Here is a 17,295-nt window from a genome sequence, read left to right on the forward strand (position 1 = left end):
GTTCTCTACCGGCCCTCCCCCAGCTCGTCCACCAGGACGGTCCGGAGGCGCGCGATGACGCCGTGGACTTCCTCCTCGGTGCCCGCCTCCACCATGAGCCTCAGGAGGGGCTCCGTGCCGGAGTACCTCAGGATGATTCTCCCTCTGCCTCCGAGGGCTTCGGTCTCCTCTTGGAGGGCCTTCCGGACAGACGGGATATCCTCCAGCGGCAGGCGCCTGGCCACTCGGATGTTTTCGAGAACCTGGGGATAGGCCCGCACGTCCGCCGCCAGGGCCTCGAGCCCGCCCGCGTCCCGGGCCAGGGAGGCATAGGTCATGGCCGTCAGGAGCCCATCCCCGGTGGTGGAGCGGTCCAAGAAAAGGACGTGGCCCGAGGGCTCCCCCCCCAGAATGCCCCCCCGGTCCAGGAGGCACTGCAGGACGTACCGGTCTCCCACGGGGGCCCGGAAGAACCGGAGGCCCGCTCGCTCCAGACGCTCCTCCAGCCAGAGGTTGCTCATGACCGTGCCCACGACCCAGCGCCCCGGAAGAAGGCCCCGGGCGGAGCGGCGAAGGGCTTCTCGGTAGAGGATGTAGTCCCCGTCCAGTACTCTCCCGGTCTGGGTGACCGCCATGCACCGGTCGGCGTCGCCGTCGAAGGCGAAGGCCATGTGGGCTCTACGGGCGGACAGGAGGGACCCCAGCCGGTGCGCGTGCAGGCTTCCGCAGGCGGCGTTGATGTTCCTCCCATCCGGCTCGCAGGCGGTGGTTTCGACCTCCGCCCCGAGGGCGCGAAAGAGATCGGGCGCCAATCGGGAGGCGGCTCCGTTGGCCCCGTCCACGAGAATCCGCCATCCCGAAAGGGGGGAGCCTTCCCAGAGGGAGACGAGCCAGTCCAGGTAGGCCCGCCCCAGCTCGGGTTCGGCCGGGGGCAGGTCTCCGGCGGGATGGGAGGGCTCTCGGAGGGCGCCCTCCAGGGCCACTTCGATGTGGTTCTCGGTCTCGTCGGGCAGCTTGAATCCCTCGCCCGAAAAAAACTTGATCCCGTTGTCCTCGAAGGGATTGTGGGAGGCGGAAATCATGGCGCCGAAGGTGTACCCGCCGGAGACGCACAAGCGTGCCACGGCTGGGGTGGGGAGCACCCCGGCGAACCGGCAGGCGACGCCCGCTTCCCCCATGCCCTCGACGAGTTCGGCGGCGATCCAGGCGCTCGATTCGCGGGGGTCCATGGCCACCACGGCCGAGGCCCCCCGACCTCCGAGGATACGTCCGGCGGACAGGCCGAGGGCGCGAACCGTGGCCGCGTCCAAAGGAAAAACCCCCGCTCTGCCCCGCACTCCGTCGGTCCCGAAGTACTTGCGGCTCAAGGGGTTTCGACCTCCATGGATGGGGTCCGCCGGGACTGGGCGGCCCGGATCCCCACGAACCGGGGACTCACGGCCGTGATGAACACACGGGACGAGAGCGCCGGGTCGGCCAGACGGACGGCCGGACGCAGCTGCACCTCCCGGTCCGCCAGACGGTGGCCCGAGAGGTCCACCTCGGCCACGAAATCTCCGGGGGCGAGCGCCTCCATGAGGCTGGCGGGGCCCTCGACCATGACCTTGATGCCCGAGGGGGCGACCTCCACGGGGACGTGCCCTCCGTGGACCTGGATCGGGACCGGCCCGACGGTCCTCTGGAGCCTCTTCTCTCCCAGTGTCACCGAAAGGGTGAAGGGGCCCAGGTCACCGGTGGAGAGTTCGGGAGACGGGAGGGCGGGAACCACAGGCGTGAGGAAATCCTGGGCCCGGCCTTCCAAGGGGACGGCCTGGGTGGGAATGAACTGGAGTCTCTGGAGGAGCGCCGAGGGACCCGAAACCGTCACTGTGGGGGGGTCCACACCCCACTCGAGAACCTGGCGACCCGGGGCGGGCTGCCCCAGAAAGGTGGGCTTCAGAGGAAGCGTGGCCGTGCTCTTTCGATCCACCGTGAAGCGCACGACGTTGGGCACGACTTTGGTGAATTCCACGGACGACGGGAGCCGCACGTTTTCGGTGCCGAGCTCCACGACCTGGGGACCCGGAGACACGCGTCCCACGTCCACCCGGACCTCCACGTCGCCCTCCCGAAGCCGCCGGACCATTTCGGGAGGTCCCTGCACCTCCACAGTGACCACCCTCAAGAGGCCCTCCTCCATCAGAACCAGGCCTTCGGGGAGGTTGGCGAACTGCAGGGGAACCGTGAAATCCCTCAGGGATTTCTCCTCGGAGACGGTGTATCCCCAGTAGATGCACGCCAGGACAACGGCCACCGCGGCGGAGAGCCAGGTTCCGCGGCCCTTCCCGGAGACTCCAGCCTTCCTCGTCTCAACGGTCACCGGATCGTCCTCCCAGTGCAGCCTCGAGGCGAAGGGCCAGTTCCTCGGCCGAGGGGACCCGGTCGATGCGGCCGCCCTCCACGAGGGAAACGACGCCCCGTTCCTCGCTCACCACGACACAGACCGCGTCGGTCTCCTCCGTAATCCCCGCCGCGGCCCGGTGGCGGGTCCCCAGTTCCGTGGGAAGGGGGGTCTCGGTGAGGGGAAGGGTGCAACCCGCGGCCACCGCCTCCCCCTCGGCCACGACCACGGCCCCGTCATGGAGGAGAGTCCCCGGGAAAAACACCGTCTGCAGGAGGTCCGCCGTGAGTTGGGCCTTGAGCGGGATGCCCGTCTCGGCGTAGTCCTTCAGCCCCTGGGTGCGCTCGAAGACCACGAGGGCCCCGTGACGCTGCTGGGCCATCGCAAAGGCCGCGTGGGCGGTCTCCCGGGCCACCATCTGCACCCTCTCCGAGGAGGCCCTTCTGCCGAAGAAGAGCCCTCCGAAGTGCGCGAGGGTCTTTCGGATGGTGTCTTGAAAGATGACGACGGCGGCGAAGGGGACGTAAAAGAGGAGATTCTGGAGCAGACGGTGCGTGGCGGTCATGTCCAGCCAGCCCGAAACCGCATTCGCGGCCATGAGGGCGAGGATGCCGACCATCATCTGGACGGCCCGCGTCCCGCGCACCTGCCGGAGCACGAAATAAAAGAGGGCCGCCACGGACATTACGTCCAGGACATCCTGCCAGTGAAGGCCGCGCGTGTACAGCGCCCAGAAGACCTCCTGCATGACCCCTCCAGGGTGGACCCAAGGGAGCCCGGTCCCGTCCCTCCAGCATTCCAAAGGAGTTCAAGTATGTCGCGCCCTCGTCGGGCGGTCAAGCCCGCGCGGTGGATCTCCATGGACGATTTGCTCCCGCCCCTCCCGTCCCCTAATATGATGGACATGGAGGTCTGGCCATGGCCAAGGTCAAAGGCACGGCGGTGCGCGCGTCCGTGATCTACCTGAACGAGAAGCTCGGGGCGGAGGGGTATGCCAACCTCCTTCAGCGCCTGAGCCCCGAGGACCGGGAGACCTTCTCCAACCCCATTCTGCAAAGCAGCTGGTATGAACTATCCCAGCTCATCCGTCTCATGACCGAAGCCCAGAAGGACCTCCAGCTGCCTCCCGGTCGGTCCATCGCCTGGGAGATGGGCCGGTTTTCCGCCGATCACGGGCTCAACACGATCTACAAGGTCTTCTTCAAGGTGGCCGACCCGGGGTTCATCATCCGGAAGGCGTCTCAGGTCATGCCGACGTACTACGATTCCGGCCGAATGGAGACCCTGGCTATGGAGCCCCGTTCGGCCCACCTGAGGCTCACGGGTTTCAACGAGCCCCACAGGCTCTTTTGCGACCGGATCATGGGATGGATGGAGAGAACCCTCGAGCTCACGGGCGCCCATGCCATCCGCATGGAACACCCCAAGTGCATGGCCCGCGGAGATTCCTGCTGCGACTACCTGGGACGTTGGTCCTGACGGGACGGGACGGATGGCCTTCCTGGATCCCTTCCTCGACTCGGGCGAGCCGTTCGGATTCGGAGGGTGGCCATCCCTCCTTGGGTCCCCTCCCCACCCCGCTTCCCAGGTCGCCAATTCAAGATCCCAAACCCGAAATCCGAGATCCTGGACCCACTCCCCCCTCCGGGTTTCCTCCTCACGACCGGCTCCTTTCCTCCTGGGGACCTCCCGGGTAGAATAGAGCGGTTGGGGAGGTGGATTTCATGAGCGACGTTCGATTGGATGAGGCGCGGCGCTTCGCGGCCGCGGGCCGGCTGAAGGAGGCGGCCTCCTCGCTCAAGGCGCTCCTGCAGGCGGACCCCGAGAACCAAGAAGCCCGCGCCTACCTGGCCGAGATCCAGGATCGCCTGCTGCTCGAACTCCAGGTCCGGGACAAACTCGGCAAGGCCAGAAGTCTCGCGGACCAGGGACAGAGGGGGGAGGCCCTCAAGCTCGTCCAGGACATCCTCAAGATCATGCCGGAGAGCCAGGAGGCCGCGCGGTTCAAGATCGAACTGGAAGGCCCCCCGGAGGACTTCGCCTCCTCGCCCTTCTCCACGGTGGTCGCCGACGCGGCCGATCTTCTCCCGGACTTCGCCCCATCGCGGCCCCCGGAACCCTCGGTGGAGGAACTTCCCGTCCTCCGGCTCGAGGCCCTGGACCTGCCGTCCCTCGAATCGCCCGCGGAGCGCACGACCCTGAGCGCAGGCGCCCGGGCCCTCGCGCCGGCCGAGGCCGTGAAGGTGCAAGAGTACTTGCAAGAGGGCCAGCGGCACTACGACGCCGGCCGTTACCAGGACGCCATCGACGTATGGACGCGCGTGTTTATCGTCGACGAGGACAACCGCGAGGCGCAGGAGCGCATCGATCGCGCCAAGGGCATGGTCAACGCGCACCAGGGAGAGATCGAGCATTACCTCACCGAGGGCATCGCGGCCTTCAACTCGGGGGAATTTCCCCGCGCCAAGGTCATGCTGGAGAAGATTCTGGCCGTCTTTCCGACCCACCGGGAAGCGCAGTACTACCTCGCCCGCATGGAGCAGTCGCCCGCTCCGGAGCCTCCCCCGGCGCCTCCACCCGGCGTCCCAGGCCAGGGGGAGGTGGACACCTTCGAGCTCGAAGACAACCTCCTGACTCCCACGGGACCGGAGATGCGGTCGGCGGAACCGCCCAAGCCGGCGCCGGCCCCCTGGGCCGCCCCCCCGGCACCCGCCGCCGAATTCCAGTTGGAGACGGGGTCCGCGGAGGACTTCCCCTTCCCGGCCCCTTCTCCGCCCGCCGCGCCGGCGCCCTCCCCCCCTCCGGAGGAAACCCCATCCACCTTCGCCTGGGATGAGGAGGTTCCCGCGACGTTTCGACAGGTCGCACCCGCGCCGCCGGTCGCTCCCGCCCCAGCCTCCCCTACCCCCGCGGCGGATCGGCCGGCGCCCATGGAAAAGGAACCCAAGGGGCGACGCACCCCCGGCCTCACGTTGATCCTGGCGGTCCTTCTGGGACTCGTAGCCATCGGCGCGGGGATCTTTTTCGGGGCCAGGTATTTCTTGGGTGAATCCGAACCCCAACCGGTGGCCACCACGCCCAGGCTTCCCAAGCCTCCCAGGCCGCCCCAGGTCCCGGACCAGCCGCCCGGACAGACCGCCCCCGTTCCGCAGGAGCCATCCCCCGCCGCCATGACGGTGGAAGAGCTGTTGCGGAGGGCTCGCGCCGCTTCCGAGGCCCGGGACTACGCCAAGTCCATCGGCTTCTACCAGGAAATCCTCAGCCGGGACGCCATGCACCCGGAGGCCCTCTCCGGCCTCGGCGAAGCCCGCGCGGCCCTGGCCCGGTTGCAGGAGGAGAACCTCCGGAACGAGAAGTTCCTCAAGGAATACCTCTATTCGGTCAAATCCTTCAAGGAGCAGGACTACGCCGAGAGCCTGCGGGTGGCGTGGAGGCTCATCTATCCGGACGACACGCTGGCGCGCCAGATGGGGAAGCGCGACGCCGTGCGGGAGATCATCCGGGACGGCTATTACAATTGGGCCGTTCTGGACCTGAGGCAGGAGAACCTCATCGGGGCGGACAAGAACCTCCGGGACCTGCTGGATTTTGACCGAAGCGACGCGGAGGCCGCCCGGCTCCACCAGTTCGTCCGCCGCTATTCGACCATCCCTCCCGACGAGAACTACCGGGACGCGGTCCGGAACTTGACCTACCGGAACCTGGAGGAGAGCCCGTGAACCGGGATCCCCTGGGCGAACTGGAGGCCCTCCTCCGGGCCGGCCGCGAGGGCGGAGGCCCCGCGCGCCTGAAGGCTCAGCACGACGCCGGCAAGCTCGGCGCCCGGGAGCGCATCGAGCTTTTCGCCGATCCCGACTCCTTCGAGGAGACGGACGCCCTGGTGGAACACGACTGCCGCGACTTCGGCATGGACGCCAAGCGGATCCCCGGGGACGGCGTGGTGACGGGCCACGCCCGGGTGGAGGGGCGGCCGGTCTTCCTTTTCGCCAACGATTTCACGGTCTTCGGCGGGTCCCTATCCGAGTCGAATGCCCGAAAGATCTGCAAGATCATGGACCTGGCCATGAAGGTCGGCGCCCCCATCGTGGGGATCAACGACTCGGGCGGCGCAAGGATCCAGGAGGGCGTGGGCTCCCTCGGGGGCTACGCCGACATCTTTCTGAGAAACACCCTCGCGTCCGGAGTCGTGCCCCAGATCTCGCTCATCCTGGGACCCTGCGCCGGTGGCGCCGTGTACTCTCCGGCCATCACCGACTTCGTCATCATGTCCGAGTCCACCTCGTACATGTTCATCACAGGCCCGGACGTGATCCGTACTGTTCTCCACGAGGACATCTCCAAGGAGGATCTGGGCGGGGCGCGCACCCACGCCACCGTCTCGGGGGTCTGCCATTTCACCGCCGAAGACGACGGGAAGGCCCTTGCGACGGCCAGAGCCCTCCTGACGTACCTCCCGTCCAACAACCAGGAGGACCCGCCCATGCGGGCCACCCAGGATCCCGTGGACCGGAGGGACCCCTCCCTGGACCGGCTGGTGCCGGAAAATCCGAACCTCCCCTACGACATCAAGACCCTCATCCAGACCGTGGTGGACGACGGCGTGTTCTTCGAAGTGCACCGGGACTTCGCCCAGAACATCGTCACCGGTTTCGGCCGATTCGGGGGGCGGGTGGCGGGCATCGTGGCGAACCAGCCGGCGTATCTGGCCGGCGTGCTCGACATCAAGGCCTCCATCAAGGGTGCCCGGTTCGTCCGTTTCTGCGACTGCTTCAACATCCCTCTCGTGACCTTCGAGGACGTCCCGGGCTTCCTCCCCGGAAAGGACCAGGAGCACGGGGGCATCATCGTCCACGGGGCCAAGCTCCTCTTCGCGTTTGCGGAGGCCACCGTGCCGAAGATCACCGTGATCACCCGCAAGGCCTACGGGGGCGCCTACTGCGTCATGGCCAGCAAGCACATCCGGACGGACTTCAACTTCGCCTTTCCGACGGCCGAAATCGCCGTGATGGGGCCCGACGGGGCCGTGAACATCCTCTTCCGCAAGGAGCTCTCGGAAGCACCCGATCCCGAAGGGTACAAGGCGGGCAAGGTGGAGGAGTTCCGCCGGACCCTGGCCAACCCGTACGTGGCCGCCCGGAAGGGATTCGTGGACGCCGTCATCTACCCCCGGGAGACGCGCCCACGGATCATCCGCGCCCTCCAGGGGCTCGCGAACAAGCGCGAGTGGAGTCCGCCCAAGAAGCACGGCAACATTCCGCTTTGACCGACCTCCCGCCCCGGCGCCCGCCGGGGCGGAGGCGCCTTGCATGGAGAGAGCCCCTTTGACCCCACGCCCCCGATCCCTCACCGGTTCTCCCCAAAGGAGCCGGAGCCTGCCCGCCGCCCTGGGGCCCCTCGCGCTCCTGCTCGTCCTGGGCGGGGCTTGCGCCGTCCGGACCCCGCCTGCCGCGCCGGTCGCCCAGGCCGACCTCCTCCCGCAAGTGCCCACGGAGGTCTCCGTCGGAAACGCCCTCGCGGAACGAATGGAAGCCCTGTGCGAGGCCGCCGAAGCCTCGGACCTGTCGGAGGAACAGGCCCGCCCCCTCGTAAAGGAGATGGCGGCCCTCCTCGACGAATACCTGGAGGCCCCGGCGGCCGTCCAGGCCAACCCCAGGCTTCAAGGGGCCCTGGTCCGCATGAACGATGCCGCCTTTCAGATCGAACTGGACGGTAACGCCGCGCCCGAGGGACCGGCGGATTCGGAAGAGTCCCCCAAGGACACGCTCCTCACGGAGGCCACCTTTCTCGCCCCCGCGGACCTCGGCTCCACCTACGCCCAGGTGGAGGCTGCCTTGCGCCAGGTCTCCGTCGGACTGGACATCCCGGCCAACGACCCTACGGTCCTCGCGTACGTGAACCTGTACCAGGGAAAGCTCCGGACTTGGTTTTCCAGGGCCTTGGCCCGCGGATACCCGGTGGTCCCCCGCATGCAACAGATCTTCAGGGACGAGGGCGTCCCCCCCGCTCTGGTCTACCTGGCCATCGTGGAATCGGCCTTCAATCCCGGAGCCGTTTCCCGCGCCAAGGCCGTGGGCATGTGGCAGTTTATCGCGGGCACGGGCAAGCGTTACGGGCTTCAGATCGATTTTTGGGAGGACCAGCGGCGCGATCCCGAACTGTCGGCCAGGGCCTCCGCTCGGTACCTCAAGGACCTCTACGCCATGTTCGGCGATTGGCCCCTCGCCCTCGCCTCCTACAACTGCGGGGAGGCCCGCATCCTGCGCTACAAGGCAAAGAACCCCACGGGCGACTTCTGGACCCTTCGAAAGACCCGGACTCTCCGGAGGGAGACCCGGGAGTACGTGCCGGCGATCTTCGCCGCCATCCTCATCGCCAGCAACCCGTCCGCCTACGGCTTCGAAGCCCCCCCCGCCGACCCGGCCGAGCCGACGGCCTCCGTGATTCTGACGGAGGCCACCGACCTGAGGGTCCTCGCCCGGTGCGCCCAGATCCCCGTCGAGCAGATCCAGGCCTTGAACCCCTCCCTCAAGCGACTCGTCACACCCCCGAGGGAATACACGCTCAAGATCCCGGCCCACGCGTACGCCTCCTTCCAGGAGGCCTTCGCCGCGGTTCCTCCTGAGGAGCGGCTCGCTGTGGCGATGCACACCGTCGCCAAGGGGGAAACACTCGCTTCCCTCGCGCGCCGGTACAAGACGAGCGCCGAGGCCATCCGTCTCGCCAACCTGATGAAGGGACGGCGGATTTCGCCCGGCCAGACCCTCGTCGTCCCGCTGGGCGTGCCCGCGAGCGACCCCAGCCTGTACGTGGAGAGTCGGCCCTCCGTGCCCAAAGGGGCCAAGGTGTACAAGGTCCGGAAGGGAGACACCCTGGCCGGAATATCCAGACAGACCGGCGTTCCCGTGTCCCGCCTCAAGGAGCTGAACGGTCTGGAATCGGACGCCCTGCGCGCGGGCCAGCGGCTCGTCCTGGCCGAGAAGTCCGAGCCCGAGGGACTGGCCCCCAAACCCTCTGCGATCGGGGCTCAGAAGGCGCCCGCGGGTCGCGTCCACCACGTCCGGTCCGGAGATACCTTGTGGGACCTGGCTCGGAAATACGGCACGACGGTGGACAGGATCTGCCGCGCCAACCGGATCTCCCCCGGAAAGCGCCTCCACCTCGGCGACACGCTGGTCATCCCCTGACGTCCAGGAGATCCTTCGGGATCGAAGTCGGGAAGCGAGCGCTTCGGAGGAATAGGAAGGGAGAAGGAAGGACTCGGGAAACCTGCCCCTGAGGGCTTCTTTCCCTCCCTTCCTTCTCGCCCACTCACCTACTCACCTACTGACCTACTCACTTTCTCCCCTGCTCACGGGTTCTTCAACGCCGCGAGGACCCTGGCGTAATCGGGCTCCTGGCCGATCTCGGGCACCTGTTCCACATACCTGACCCGGTCCTGCGCGTCGAGAAGGACCACCGCCCGGCTGAGCAAGCCGGCCAGCGGCCCGTCCACGATCCGGACTCCATAGGAGTCGCCGAAGGAGAGGTCCCTTAATTCGCTGAGCATGACGACGTTCTGGATGCCCTCGGCGGCGCAAAACCGGGCCTGGGCGAAGGGCAGATCCCGGGAAATGGTGAGGATCCGGACTCCTTCCACGGCGGCGGCCTCCTGGTTGAACCGCCGGGCGGAGGCGGCGCAGACGCCCGTATCCAGGCTCGGGACAATGTTCAATATCTTCTTGAACCCGGCGAAATCGGCCAGGGACGCGTCCGAGAGATCGGACCGGGTGAGTCGAAACTCCGGGGCCTTCGAGCCGACGGCGGGAAGCTCTCCCGACGTGTGGATGGGGTTGCCTTTCAACGTGATCGTCGCCATGACCGGATCTCCTTTCCCTGTCTTGAACACAGAGTGTACGCCCATCTTTCCCGGCCTGTACAATGGAGCCATGAAAGGGATGAGCCGAATGCTCGAACGGTGGACCTCGGAGACCCGCCCCGTGCCCCTGGCGGTGGCGGCCGTGGCGGCGGCGAGCACGTGGGTCCTCCCGCCTCCCGGTGGGTTGACCCCTCCCGCCTGGCACCTCTTCGGCTTCTTCCTTTTCGCCATCCTGTCGGTGGTCCTGAGGGCCCTCCCGATCCTCACGGCCTCTCTGGCGGCGGGGGCGGGCTCCGTCCTGTCGGGCACGCTGTCGGGCCGCCAGTTGTTCGCGGGCTTCTCGGAGGACTTCATCCTGTTGATCGTCGCCGCCTTCCTCCTCTCCCGCGCCGTGATCCGGTCCGGGCTGGGCGCCCGGCTGGCGTTCCACGTGATCCGCCGCATCGGCGGTTCGGCCCTCGGGCTTTCCTACAGCCTCTTCGTGACGGACGCCCTCATCGCCCCGGCTTTCCCCAGCAACACGGCCCGGAGCGGCGTGCTGTATCCCGTGGTCGCCTCCCTCTGCGAGGGCCTCGGCGCGGCACCCGAAGGGGCCCGCCGCCGTCTCGGGGCCTTCCTGATGATGGCCGGGATGGCCTCCCTGAGCCTCTCCTCGTCGCTGTGGCTCACGGCCATGGCGGCCAACCCCGCCGGAGCCGGATTGGCCCTGGAGACGGCGGGCGTGAAGGTGACCTTCGGCTCGTGGTTTCTCGCCGCGGTGGTTCCCGTGGCCGCTTCCCTCCTTGTGGTGCCCTGGGTCCTGCTCAAGGTCGTCGGACCGGAAGTCACTCGCACACCCGAGGCGCCCGGGCTCGCCGAGGAGGCCCTGCGGAAGCTGGGTCCCCCCGCCCGGGACGAGTGGATCACGGCCGCCGTGTTCTTCTCCCTCGTGGCCGCGTGGGGCTTGGGGGGCGTCCTGGGCATCGACCGCACGGCGGCGGCGCTCTTCGGCCTCGCGGTCCTCCTCCTCACGGGCGTCTTCCGCGCCTCGGACCTCCGGAAGGAGGGCGAGGCCCTCGAAATCTGGATCTGGTTCGCCATCCTCTTCACCCTGAGCGCGGAACTGAACCGCCTGGGCTTCATGACCTGGATCGGTTCCTCCTTCGCGGGGACCCTCCACGGAACCCATCCCGCCGTCGCGTACCTGTCCCTCGTCGGCGGGTACGTGGCGCTTCATTATTTCTTCGTGAGCCAGTCGGCGCACCTGTTCGCGCTCTTTGCCGTGTTTCTGGACGTGGCTCTCTTTTCGGGCGTCCCGCCGGCCCTGGCCGCGTACATGCTCCTCTTCGCGACCAACTTCTTCTCCTGCATCACCCCGCAGGGCTCCAGCGCCAACGTCCTCTTCACGGGAAGCGGCCACCTCTCCACCTCCGAAATTTACCGGTACGGCGGCTTGGTGACGGCGGTCAACACGGCGGTTTTCCTCGCGGTGGGGACGCCTTGGATCCTTTGGGTGACCGGGTGAATCGGAACGGAACGCCCACCGTCTCGGACCCTTCGCCCGGAAGCGAGGGGGGGCTGGCTTTATCCGGGACCCGGACCCTCTTGTTGACCACTTTCACCCATGTGCTCGTCGATGGCTACGGCATCGGCCTTTCGGTTCTGCTCGCGCTCCTGTTCGGCCGGAACGGGCGATTCGCCCTGGTGGGCCTCATCCTCAGCGCGTACACCCTCGCCACGGCCTTCGCGGAGCCGCTCTGGGGGCGGTTCTCGGATGCCACGGGCCGCCGGGGCGCGGTCGTGGGGTGGGGCCTGGTTTTCGCGAGCGCGTCTTTCTGCGCCTTCGGATTCGTATCGCCCGAAGGCCCCTGGGCCGGACCCCTTCTCATCCTTTTCGCGCTGGCCGCGGGGGCGGGCGCCGGCACCTACCACAGCGTGGCCACCGCCCTGGTGAACGAAGTGACGAGCCGCGAGAACCGCGGGCTCGTCCAGGGCATCAACAACGCCGGAGGAAGCGTGGGTCGGACCTTGTTCCCCCTTGCGCTCGCCGAACTCGCCGTGGTCCTGGGATCCCCCGGCTGGGCGGTCCTCCCCTTCGCGGGAGCTGGCGTCCTTCTTGGCCTGGCCACCGTTTCGGCCTTCCCCCTCGCGTCCCCCCGAACCTTTAGGGCCGGCACCGCCTCCCCCTCGCCCGACGGGCCCATGGACCGTCGGTTCCTGGCGAGGATGGTGGCCCTTTCCTTTCTCCGCACCGCTTTCTTCGTCACGGCCGCCGGGTTTCTACCCACTTATCTCGTCGCCGTCCGGGGCCTGGACGAACGAGCCATGGGAACGGTCATGACCCTGGTCATGTCCACGGGCATCCTGGCCCAACCGCTGGGCGGGAGCCTCTCGGATCGGTTGGACCGGGGAAGGCTCCTGGCTGGCCTGCTCGCGGGCTCGGGGGCGGCCTTCGCGGGGTCTCTCCTGATGGAGGGACTCTGGTCCTCGGTGGCCCTCCTGGGGATCTCCATGTTCATGGTCCTGATGACCTTCCCCCTGCTCTTCGCCCTCATGGGCGACGTGGTGCCGGGGAATCGGCTCGGCGCGGCCACGGGGCTCGTTACGGGCGCGGGGGGCCTGGCCGCCACCCTGACCCAGGCGACCGTCGGCGTTCTGGCCCAACGGACCTCCCCTGTCCTCGTCCTCTTGGGCCTGTCCGCCCTTGGGGTCCTTTCGGGTTGGATGGCTATGGGGCTTCGCGCGCCCCGGTCTCCAGGTGGGCGTAGGGCTCTTGGGTCGTGAGCCGGCCATCCTCCACCGCCCCCCCGACCGTGAAGTGGTACAGAGATTGGAAGGCATTCCCCCTCAGGCCGATCAGTTCGTGGACTTCGTCGTCGAAGAAACACCCGATGCCGGTGCCTCGCAGCCCCTCCGCCTCCGCCCAGAGGTAGAGGGCCTGGCCCACCGCTCCCGCCTCCCAGAAGAGCCGGCGGTACCACCAGGAGCCCAGCGCCAGGGTTTCCCCGTACTCGGCCAGCATCCCGACGGAAAAGGAGGAGTCTCCCGCAATATCCTGGCCGCAGGAGAGGGCCTTGGCGGTCCGGCGCACGTCCCCGAAGGCCAGCCTGATCAGGGGAAGATGGTCCGGGGCCCCCTCCACGGGGGACCACAGCCAGTCTCGTGCGCAGGCCTCGAGAAGGCGCTCGGTGGCGCCCGCCGACCGGGGAAGCCAGTAAAGCCCTGGAGCGATTCCCATCACGCGATGGACGAAGACCAGGAGGTGAATGCGGGGCCTGAAGGGCAAGGCGTCGAATGGCGGAACGCCGGGGCGGACCAGGAGGGCGTCCAGGACCCGGAAGAAGCCCTCCCTGGAGAGCGCGGTGACCCCGTCGAAGGCCACGGCGCTCCGCCGGGTCCGGATCAGGTGCCCGGCGAGTTGATCCCGGTTCGCGAAGCCCAGCGGCGGGAGCGTAGTTTCCAAGGAATCCGTCTCCTCCGATTCTTGAGTCGGCGGCTTTCTCCCCGCGGCGGCGGCGGACTCCAGAGCCGCCCACTCCCTTCGGGCGGGGCTGAGGACGTTGGCCCTTCCGCTCCAGGCGCACTGAGAAACCGCATCGAGAAGGGAGTCCCGCGCCCCTGGCGGCACGCCGCCGACGCCTACCCACGCCAGCCAGTCGGGCTGTTCCCGTTCTGCGCCCGGGAAGTCGGACCCTCGGTCCAGGCCGAGAAGGGTCTCGATTTCCCCATCCCCCCAATCGGGCAGGAGCCGCAAACGCCAACCCAGGCAAGCGGCCGCATAGCGGAGAGCCGCCAGGGCGTGGCCGGCGTCGTGCTGGCTGTACCGATAGGCCCGGATTCCGTACTTCCAGGCCTCCCTCCAGTGAATGGACGATAGCCCCACGAGGAACCCGCCCTCGCCGAAAGCGGCCCTCCAGGAACGGACGTCTTCAGGCGCGGCCCTCCGCTCCAGGCTGTGGTCCAGGCTGAGGTAATGGTAGATCCCCGGGAGCAGGTCCCCGCTCCCCGGCCAGACCACGTATCCCTCGGAGGGGTGCAGGTTCCCGCTCGACGGGTTGCACCTCAGGGACCAGCGCGACCGGCCCAAGGCCTTCCACGCCGAAAGGGCCAGGGAGTGCTCCAGAAAGGCCCCGAGGCTCGAAAGCCCCCAGGGGGCCGCCGGCTCGGAGGAGCCCGAGTGAATGTCTCCAAAACCCGGCCGCCCGCGCAGTCCGCCCAAGGGAAGCCTCGTGGAGGGAGCCCCAGTGAAGGTCCGGAAGGGGTCGGGTTGGGAGGCCCAATCGAGGTAACCCGGCCCATCCGCGTAGCTGTCCGGCCGGTGCTTGCTGGCCTCGTGATAGGCCTGGATGGTCATCCGGCGGCCCCCCTTTTCTCCACGCCGTTCAACCCCGCGCGGCCCGCGGGGATTCCCCGCCCTTCCGTCCGCTCACGAGGAACAGGCCCATGGAGATGAGTCCGAAACCCACGGCCTCCCGCCATCCCAGGCGCTCCCCCAGAAAGGGGACGGCCAGGAGGGCCGCCGCCAGCGGCTGAAGGGTCGTGTAGGCCGCCACAAGGGCGGGCGAGGACCGGCCGAGGGCCCACGTGTTGAGGGCGTAATTGACCCCCGTGGGGATCACGGCGATGTACAGGATGCCAAGAATTACGCCCGGGGCCAGACCGGCCGGAGACGCCCCGGCCAGGGCGGGGAGGCCCGGAACCAGGACTCCCAGGCCCCCGAAGAGAAAGGCCCAGGCCACCACCGTCAGGGGGTGCAGGCGCTCGAGCATGGGCCGTTGCAGGACGAGGTAGAAGGCGTAGCACAGGCAGTTGACGAGGAGCATCAGGTTCCCCGCCAGAGCGCCCCTCCCGAAGTCGGCTCCCCTCCAGTCGAGGAGGACCAGGGCCCCGCCCACCGTCAGGAGGACCCCCGCCCACCGGCCGGAGGAGAGCCGCTCGCGCCCGGAGAGGGCGAGGACGAGCGCCACGAAGACCGGAATGGAGGGCATGAGGATGGCCGCGTTGGTGGCCGAGGTGATCTTCAGTCCGTAGATGTAGAGCACCTGGTTCAGGAAGACGCCCAGAAGCCCCAGCACCGCGAGCCGGCCGAGGTCCGTCCGGGAGGGTATCCGAGGGTCCACGCGATGGGCCAGGAGGAGCAGGAGGGGCGTGGAAATCAGGATCCGCGTGGCGGCCACCGCCATCGGCTCCACAGAACCGAGGACGAACTTGCCGACGACGTGGAACGCGCCGAAGGTGACCTGGACGAACAGGAGCGCGGCGTGAAGTCGGAGGTCAACCCTGTCGCCCATGGCGGGCCCGGTTTGCCCTCGAGCCCGTTCAGCCGATGGTCAGGCCGGCCACGAGCGCGTTCAGGAATCCCGGGAAGACGCCCAGATACAGGGTGCCGGCGCCCATGAGCCCCAGGACCCCCAGGGTAACCGCGCCCATCTTCGGGGCGGGCGGGATCTCGGCGTCCTGGCCGGGGAAATAGAGGGCCACCACGACTTTCAAGTAATAGTAGGTCGCGATGACCGCCCCCACCAGGCCCAGGGCCGCATACCAGTAATAACCTCCGTGGACCAGGACCCTGAAGACGTAGAACTTGCCCAGGAACCCCGCGGTCAAGGGGATGCCCGCCAGGCTGAACATGAACACGGACAGGAGGGCCCCCGCGAAGGGCGCCGTCGTGCCCAGGCCCGCGTAGGCCGTGAGCGCCTCATCCGTCCGGCCCGGCGTCTCCACGGCTCCGGCCACGGTGAAGGCCCCGACGTTCATGAGGAGGTAGGCCGCGAGGTAGAAGAGCACGGCCTCCAGCATGGGACCCCGAAGGCCGGGAACCGCCAGGGTGCCCAGTCCGAGGGCGATGAAACCGGCGTGGACGATGGAGGAATACGCCAGCAGGCGCTTCATCTGCCTCTGGGTGATGGCGATCATGCTTCCGACGAAGATCGTCAGGAGCCCCACCGTGGCGAAGAGGAGAAGCCACTTCTCCGAAAGAAGCGGGCTGGTCTGAAAGGCAGAGAGAAAAATGCGGATGGCGCCCGCGGCGGCGGCGGTCTTGCCCCCGACGGCCATGAGCGCCGTCACGGGGGTGGGCGATCCCTGATAGACGTCCGGGGCCCAGAAGTGGAAGGGGACCAGGGAGAGTTTGAAAAAGAGCCCCACGAGGAAGAGGAAGAAGCCCAGCAGGAGGAAGGGCTCGCCCAGGGCGGGAGATCCCGAGGCCAGAACGGCGGCCACGCCACCGAAGTCGAGGGAACCCGCCGAGCCGTAGATCAGGGCCATGCCGAAGAGGAGGAAGGCCGAAGAGAAGGCGCCGAGGAGGAAGTACTTCAGGGACGCCTCCACGGCGTTCTCGTGGGTTCTCAAGAATGCGGCCAGGACGTAGAAGGAGATGGACATGGTCTCGAGGCCCAGGTAGAAGGTCACGAGGTTCGTGGCCGAGCCGAGGACCATCATCCCCGTCGCCGCCAGGGCGAGAAACCCGAACAGTTCGCCGTGCTCCGAGTCCTTGCGCCGGAAATAGTCCAGGGAGAGAAGGGCCACGAGCGCCGCGGCCAGGACGAACAGCCCGTCGAAGAAGAGGGCGAGCCGATCCGCCGAGAGCAGGGTCTGGGGGGCGACCCTCCCGCCCTCGGACCAGAGGAGCAATACGGGGGCACCGCCCAGGAGAAGGATGGCGGCCACGCCCAGTCCTCCCATGAGCCGGGCGTTCTTGACCACCGCGGCCAGGAGGAAGAGCAGGCAGGCCGCCAGCGCCATGCCCGCAACGGGAAGCACACCCATCAGGAAATCGCCCATGAAGCTCCCCCCCTCAGGAGAAGAAGTAAATCAGCACGAGGACCGACAGGAGCAGGAACAGCGCGTAGTTCCGGATGTACCCCGTCTGGAAGAAACGGAGCAGGAGCCCGAAGACTTCGTTGCTGTAGGCCACGACGTTCACGGACCCGTCGACGAGCCACTTGTCCACCCCGGACGCGAAGCGCGACATCATGACCAGGGGGCGGATGAAGGCGGCGGAGTAGGCCTCGTCCACGAAGTACTTGTTGAGGAGGAGGCGGTAGGGGGCCTTGAGGGCCAGGGCGAGCTTCGAGGGCGTTTCCGTCTCCCGCCGGTACCA

At 67.9% G+C, this 17,295-nt stretch carries 14 protein-coding genes; 6 read left to right on the plus strand and 8 right to left on the minus strand.

What is annotated here, in order from left to right; all coding sequences use genetic code 11:
• Positions 1-5 precede the first annotated feature (5 nt).
• The 3 genes from AB1824_06635 to cdaA are packed head-to-tail and all read right to left on the minus strand — an operon-like array spanning position 6 to position 3,107.
• Positions 6-1,346: a phosphoglucosamine mutase gene (locus AB1824_06635; protein ID MEW5764636.1), complete on the minus strand. Its 1,341-nt coding sequence runs from the start codon at positions 1,344-1,346 to the stop codon at positions 6-8.
• Entirely contained in the window at positions 1,343-2,338 is a 996-nt protein-coding gene (locus tag AB1824_06640; protein MEW5764637.1) for a CdaR family protein, read from the minus strand. The genes AB1824_06635 and AB1824_06640 overlap by 4 nt, the downstream gene beginning before the upstream one ends.
• Positions 2,328-3,107: a diadenylate cyclase CdaA gene (cdaA, locus tag AB1824_06645; GenBank protein MEW5764638.1), complete on the minus strand. Its 780-nt coding sequence runs from the start codon at positions 3,105-3,107 to the stop codon at positions 2,328-2,330. Before cdaA ends, AB1824_06640 begins: the two co-directional genes overlap by 11 nt.
• 170 nt (positions 3,108-3,277) lie before the next feature.
• On the opposite strand from cdaA, the gene AB1824_06650 reads away from it, so the two are divergent.
• From AB1824_06650 to AB1824_06665, 4 genes are all read left to right on the plus strand, one after another.
• Positions 3,278-3,838, plus strand: a complete 561-nt coding sequence (locus AB1824_06650) for a hypothetical protein (GenBank protein ID MEW5764639.1) — start codon at positions 3,278-3,280, stop codon at positions 3,836-3,838.
• 245 nt (positions 3,839-4,083) lie between these two features.
• The gene (locus tag AB1824_06655) at positions 4,084-6,078 is read left to right on the plus strand and encodes a hypothetical protein (GenBank protein ID MEW5764640.1); all 1,995 of its coding nucleotides are present in this window, start codon (positions 4,084-4,086) and stop codon (positions 6,076-6,078) included.
• Positions 6,075-7,622: an acyl-CoA carboxylase subunit beta gene (locus tag AB1824_06660; protein MEW5764641.1), complete on the plus strand. Its 1,548-nt coding sequence runs from the start codon at positions 6,075-6,077 to the stop codon at positions 7,620-7,622. The genes AB1824_06655 and AB1824_06660 overlap by 4 nt, the downstream gene beginning before the upstream one ends.
• A 43-nt stretch (positions 7,623-7,665) precedes the next feature.
• Positions 7,666-9,543 (plus strand): LysM peptidoglycan-binding domain-containing protein, encoded by a 1,878-nt coding sequence (locus AB1824_06665; protein MEW5764642.1) that lies wholly within the window; start codon positions 7,666-7,668, stop codon positions 9,541-9,543.
• 164 nt (positions 9,544-9,707) lie between these two features.
• On the opposite strand, the gene tpx is transcribed toward AB1824_06665, so the two are convergent.
• Positions 9,708-10,214 (minus strand): thiol peroxidase, encoded by a 507-nt coding sequence (gene tpx / locus AB1824_06670; GenBank protein ID MEW5764643.1) that lies wholly within the window; start codon positions 10,212-10,214, stop codon positions 9,708-9,710.
• 88 nt (positions 10,215-10,302) lie between these two features.
• Between tpx and AB1824_06675 the strand changes: the two genes are divergently transcribed.
• Together AB1824_06675 and AB1824_06680 are read left to right on the plus strand one after the other, a co-directional pair.
• Entirely contained in the window at positions 10,303-11,718 is a 1,416-nt protein-coding gene (locus AB1824_06675; protein MEW5764644.1) for a DASS family sodium-coupled anion symporter, read from the plus strand.
• Positions 11,715-12,977 carry an MFS transporter gene (locus tag AB1824_06680; protein ID MEW5764645.1) on the plus strand — a complete coding sequence of 421 codons (1,263 nt, stop codon included), beginning with the start codon at positions 11,715-11,717 and terminating at the stop codon, positions 12,975-12,977. Before AB1824_06675 ends, AB1824_06680 begins: the two co-directional genes overlap by 4 nt.
• On the opposite strand, the gene AB1824_06685 is transcribed toward AB1824_06680, so the two are convergent.
• The 4 genes from AB1824_06685 to AB1824_06700 form a co-directional block, all read right to left on the minus strand.
• Complete coding sequence (locus tag AB1824_06685) at positions 12,922-14,547, minus strand: SagB/ThcOx family dehydrogenase (GenBank protein ID MEW5764646.1); 1,626 nt, start codon at positions 14,545-14,547, stop codon at positions 12,922-12,924. The two genes, AB1824_06680 and AB1824_06685, sit on opposite strands and share 56 nt — an antisense overlap.
• Positions 14,548-14,575: 28 nt before the next feature.
• The gene (locus tag AB1824_06690; protein MEW5764647.1) at positions 14,576-15,484 is read right to left on the minus strand and encodes a DMT family transporter; all 909 of its coding nucleotides are present in this window, start codon (positions 15,482-15,484) and stop codon (positions 14,576-14,578) included.
• A gap of 28 nt (positions 15,485-15,512) precedes the next feature.
• A complete protein-coding gene (locus tag AB1824_06695; GenBank protein ID MEW5764648.1) occupies positions 15,513-16,976 on the minus strand; it encodes an NADH-quinone oxidoreductase subunit N in 1,464 nt (487 codons plus the stop codon).
• Positions 16,977-16,989: 13 nt separating this feature from the next.
• A partial coding sequence (locus tag AB1824_06700; protein ID MEW5764649.1) for an NADH-quinone oxidoreductase subunit L occupies positions 16,990-17,295 on the minus strand: 306 nt, incomplete at its 5' end.

It is taken from the genome of Acidobacteriota bacterium (genome assembly GCA_040752915.1).
Taxonomy (GTDB): Bacteria; Acidobacteriota; UBA4820; order UBA4820; family DSQY01; genus JBFLVU01.

Excerpts from the sequence above, each read along its gene's own strand:
- cdaA (MEW5764638.1), bottom strand. The coding sequence starts at position 3,107 with ATGCAGGAGGTCTTCTGGGCGCTGTACACGCGCGGCCTTCACTGGCAG.
- AB1824_06650 (MEW5764639.1), top strand. The coding sequence starts at position 3,278 with ATGGCCAAGGTCAAAGGCACGGCGGTGCGCGCGTCCGTGATCTACCTG.
- AB1824_06655 (MEW5764640.1), top strand. The coding sequence starts at position 4,084 with ATGAGCGACGTTCGATTGGATGAGGCGCGGCGCTTCGCGGCCGCGGGC.
- AB1824_06665 (MEW5764642.1), top strand. The coding sequence starts at position 7,666 with ATGGAGAGAGCCCCTTTGACCCCACGCCCCCGATCCCTCACCGGTTCT.
- tpx (MEW5764643.1), bottom strand. The coding sequence starts at position 10,214 with ATGGCGACGATCACGTTGAAAGGCAACCCCATCCACACGTCGGGAGAG.
- AB1824_06675 (MEW5764644.1), top strand. The coding sequence starts at position 10,303 with ATGCTCGAACGGTGGACCTCGGAGACCCGCCCCGTGCCCCTGGCGGTG.
- AB1824_06685 (MEW5764646.1), bottom strand. The coding sequence starts at position 14,547 with ATGACCATCCAGGCCTATCACGAGGCCAGCAAGCACCGGCCGGACAGC.
- AB1824_06690 (MEW5764647.1), bottom strand. The coding sequence starts at position 15,484 with ATGGGCGACAGGGTTGACCTCCGACTTCACGCCGCGCTCCTGTTCGTC.
- AB1824_06695 (MEW5764648.1), bottom strand. The coding sequence starts at position 16,976 with ATGGGCGATTTCCTGATGGGTGTGCTTCCCGTTGCGGGCATGGCGCTG.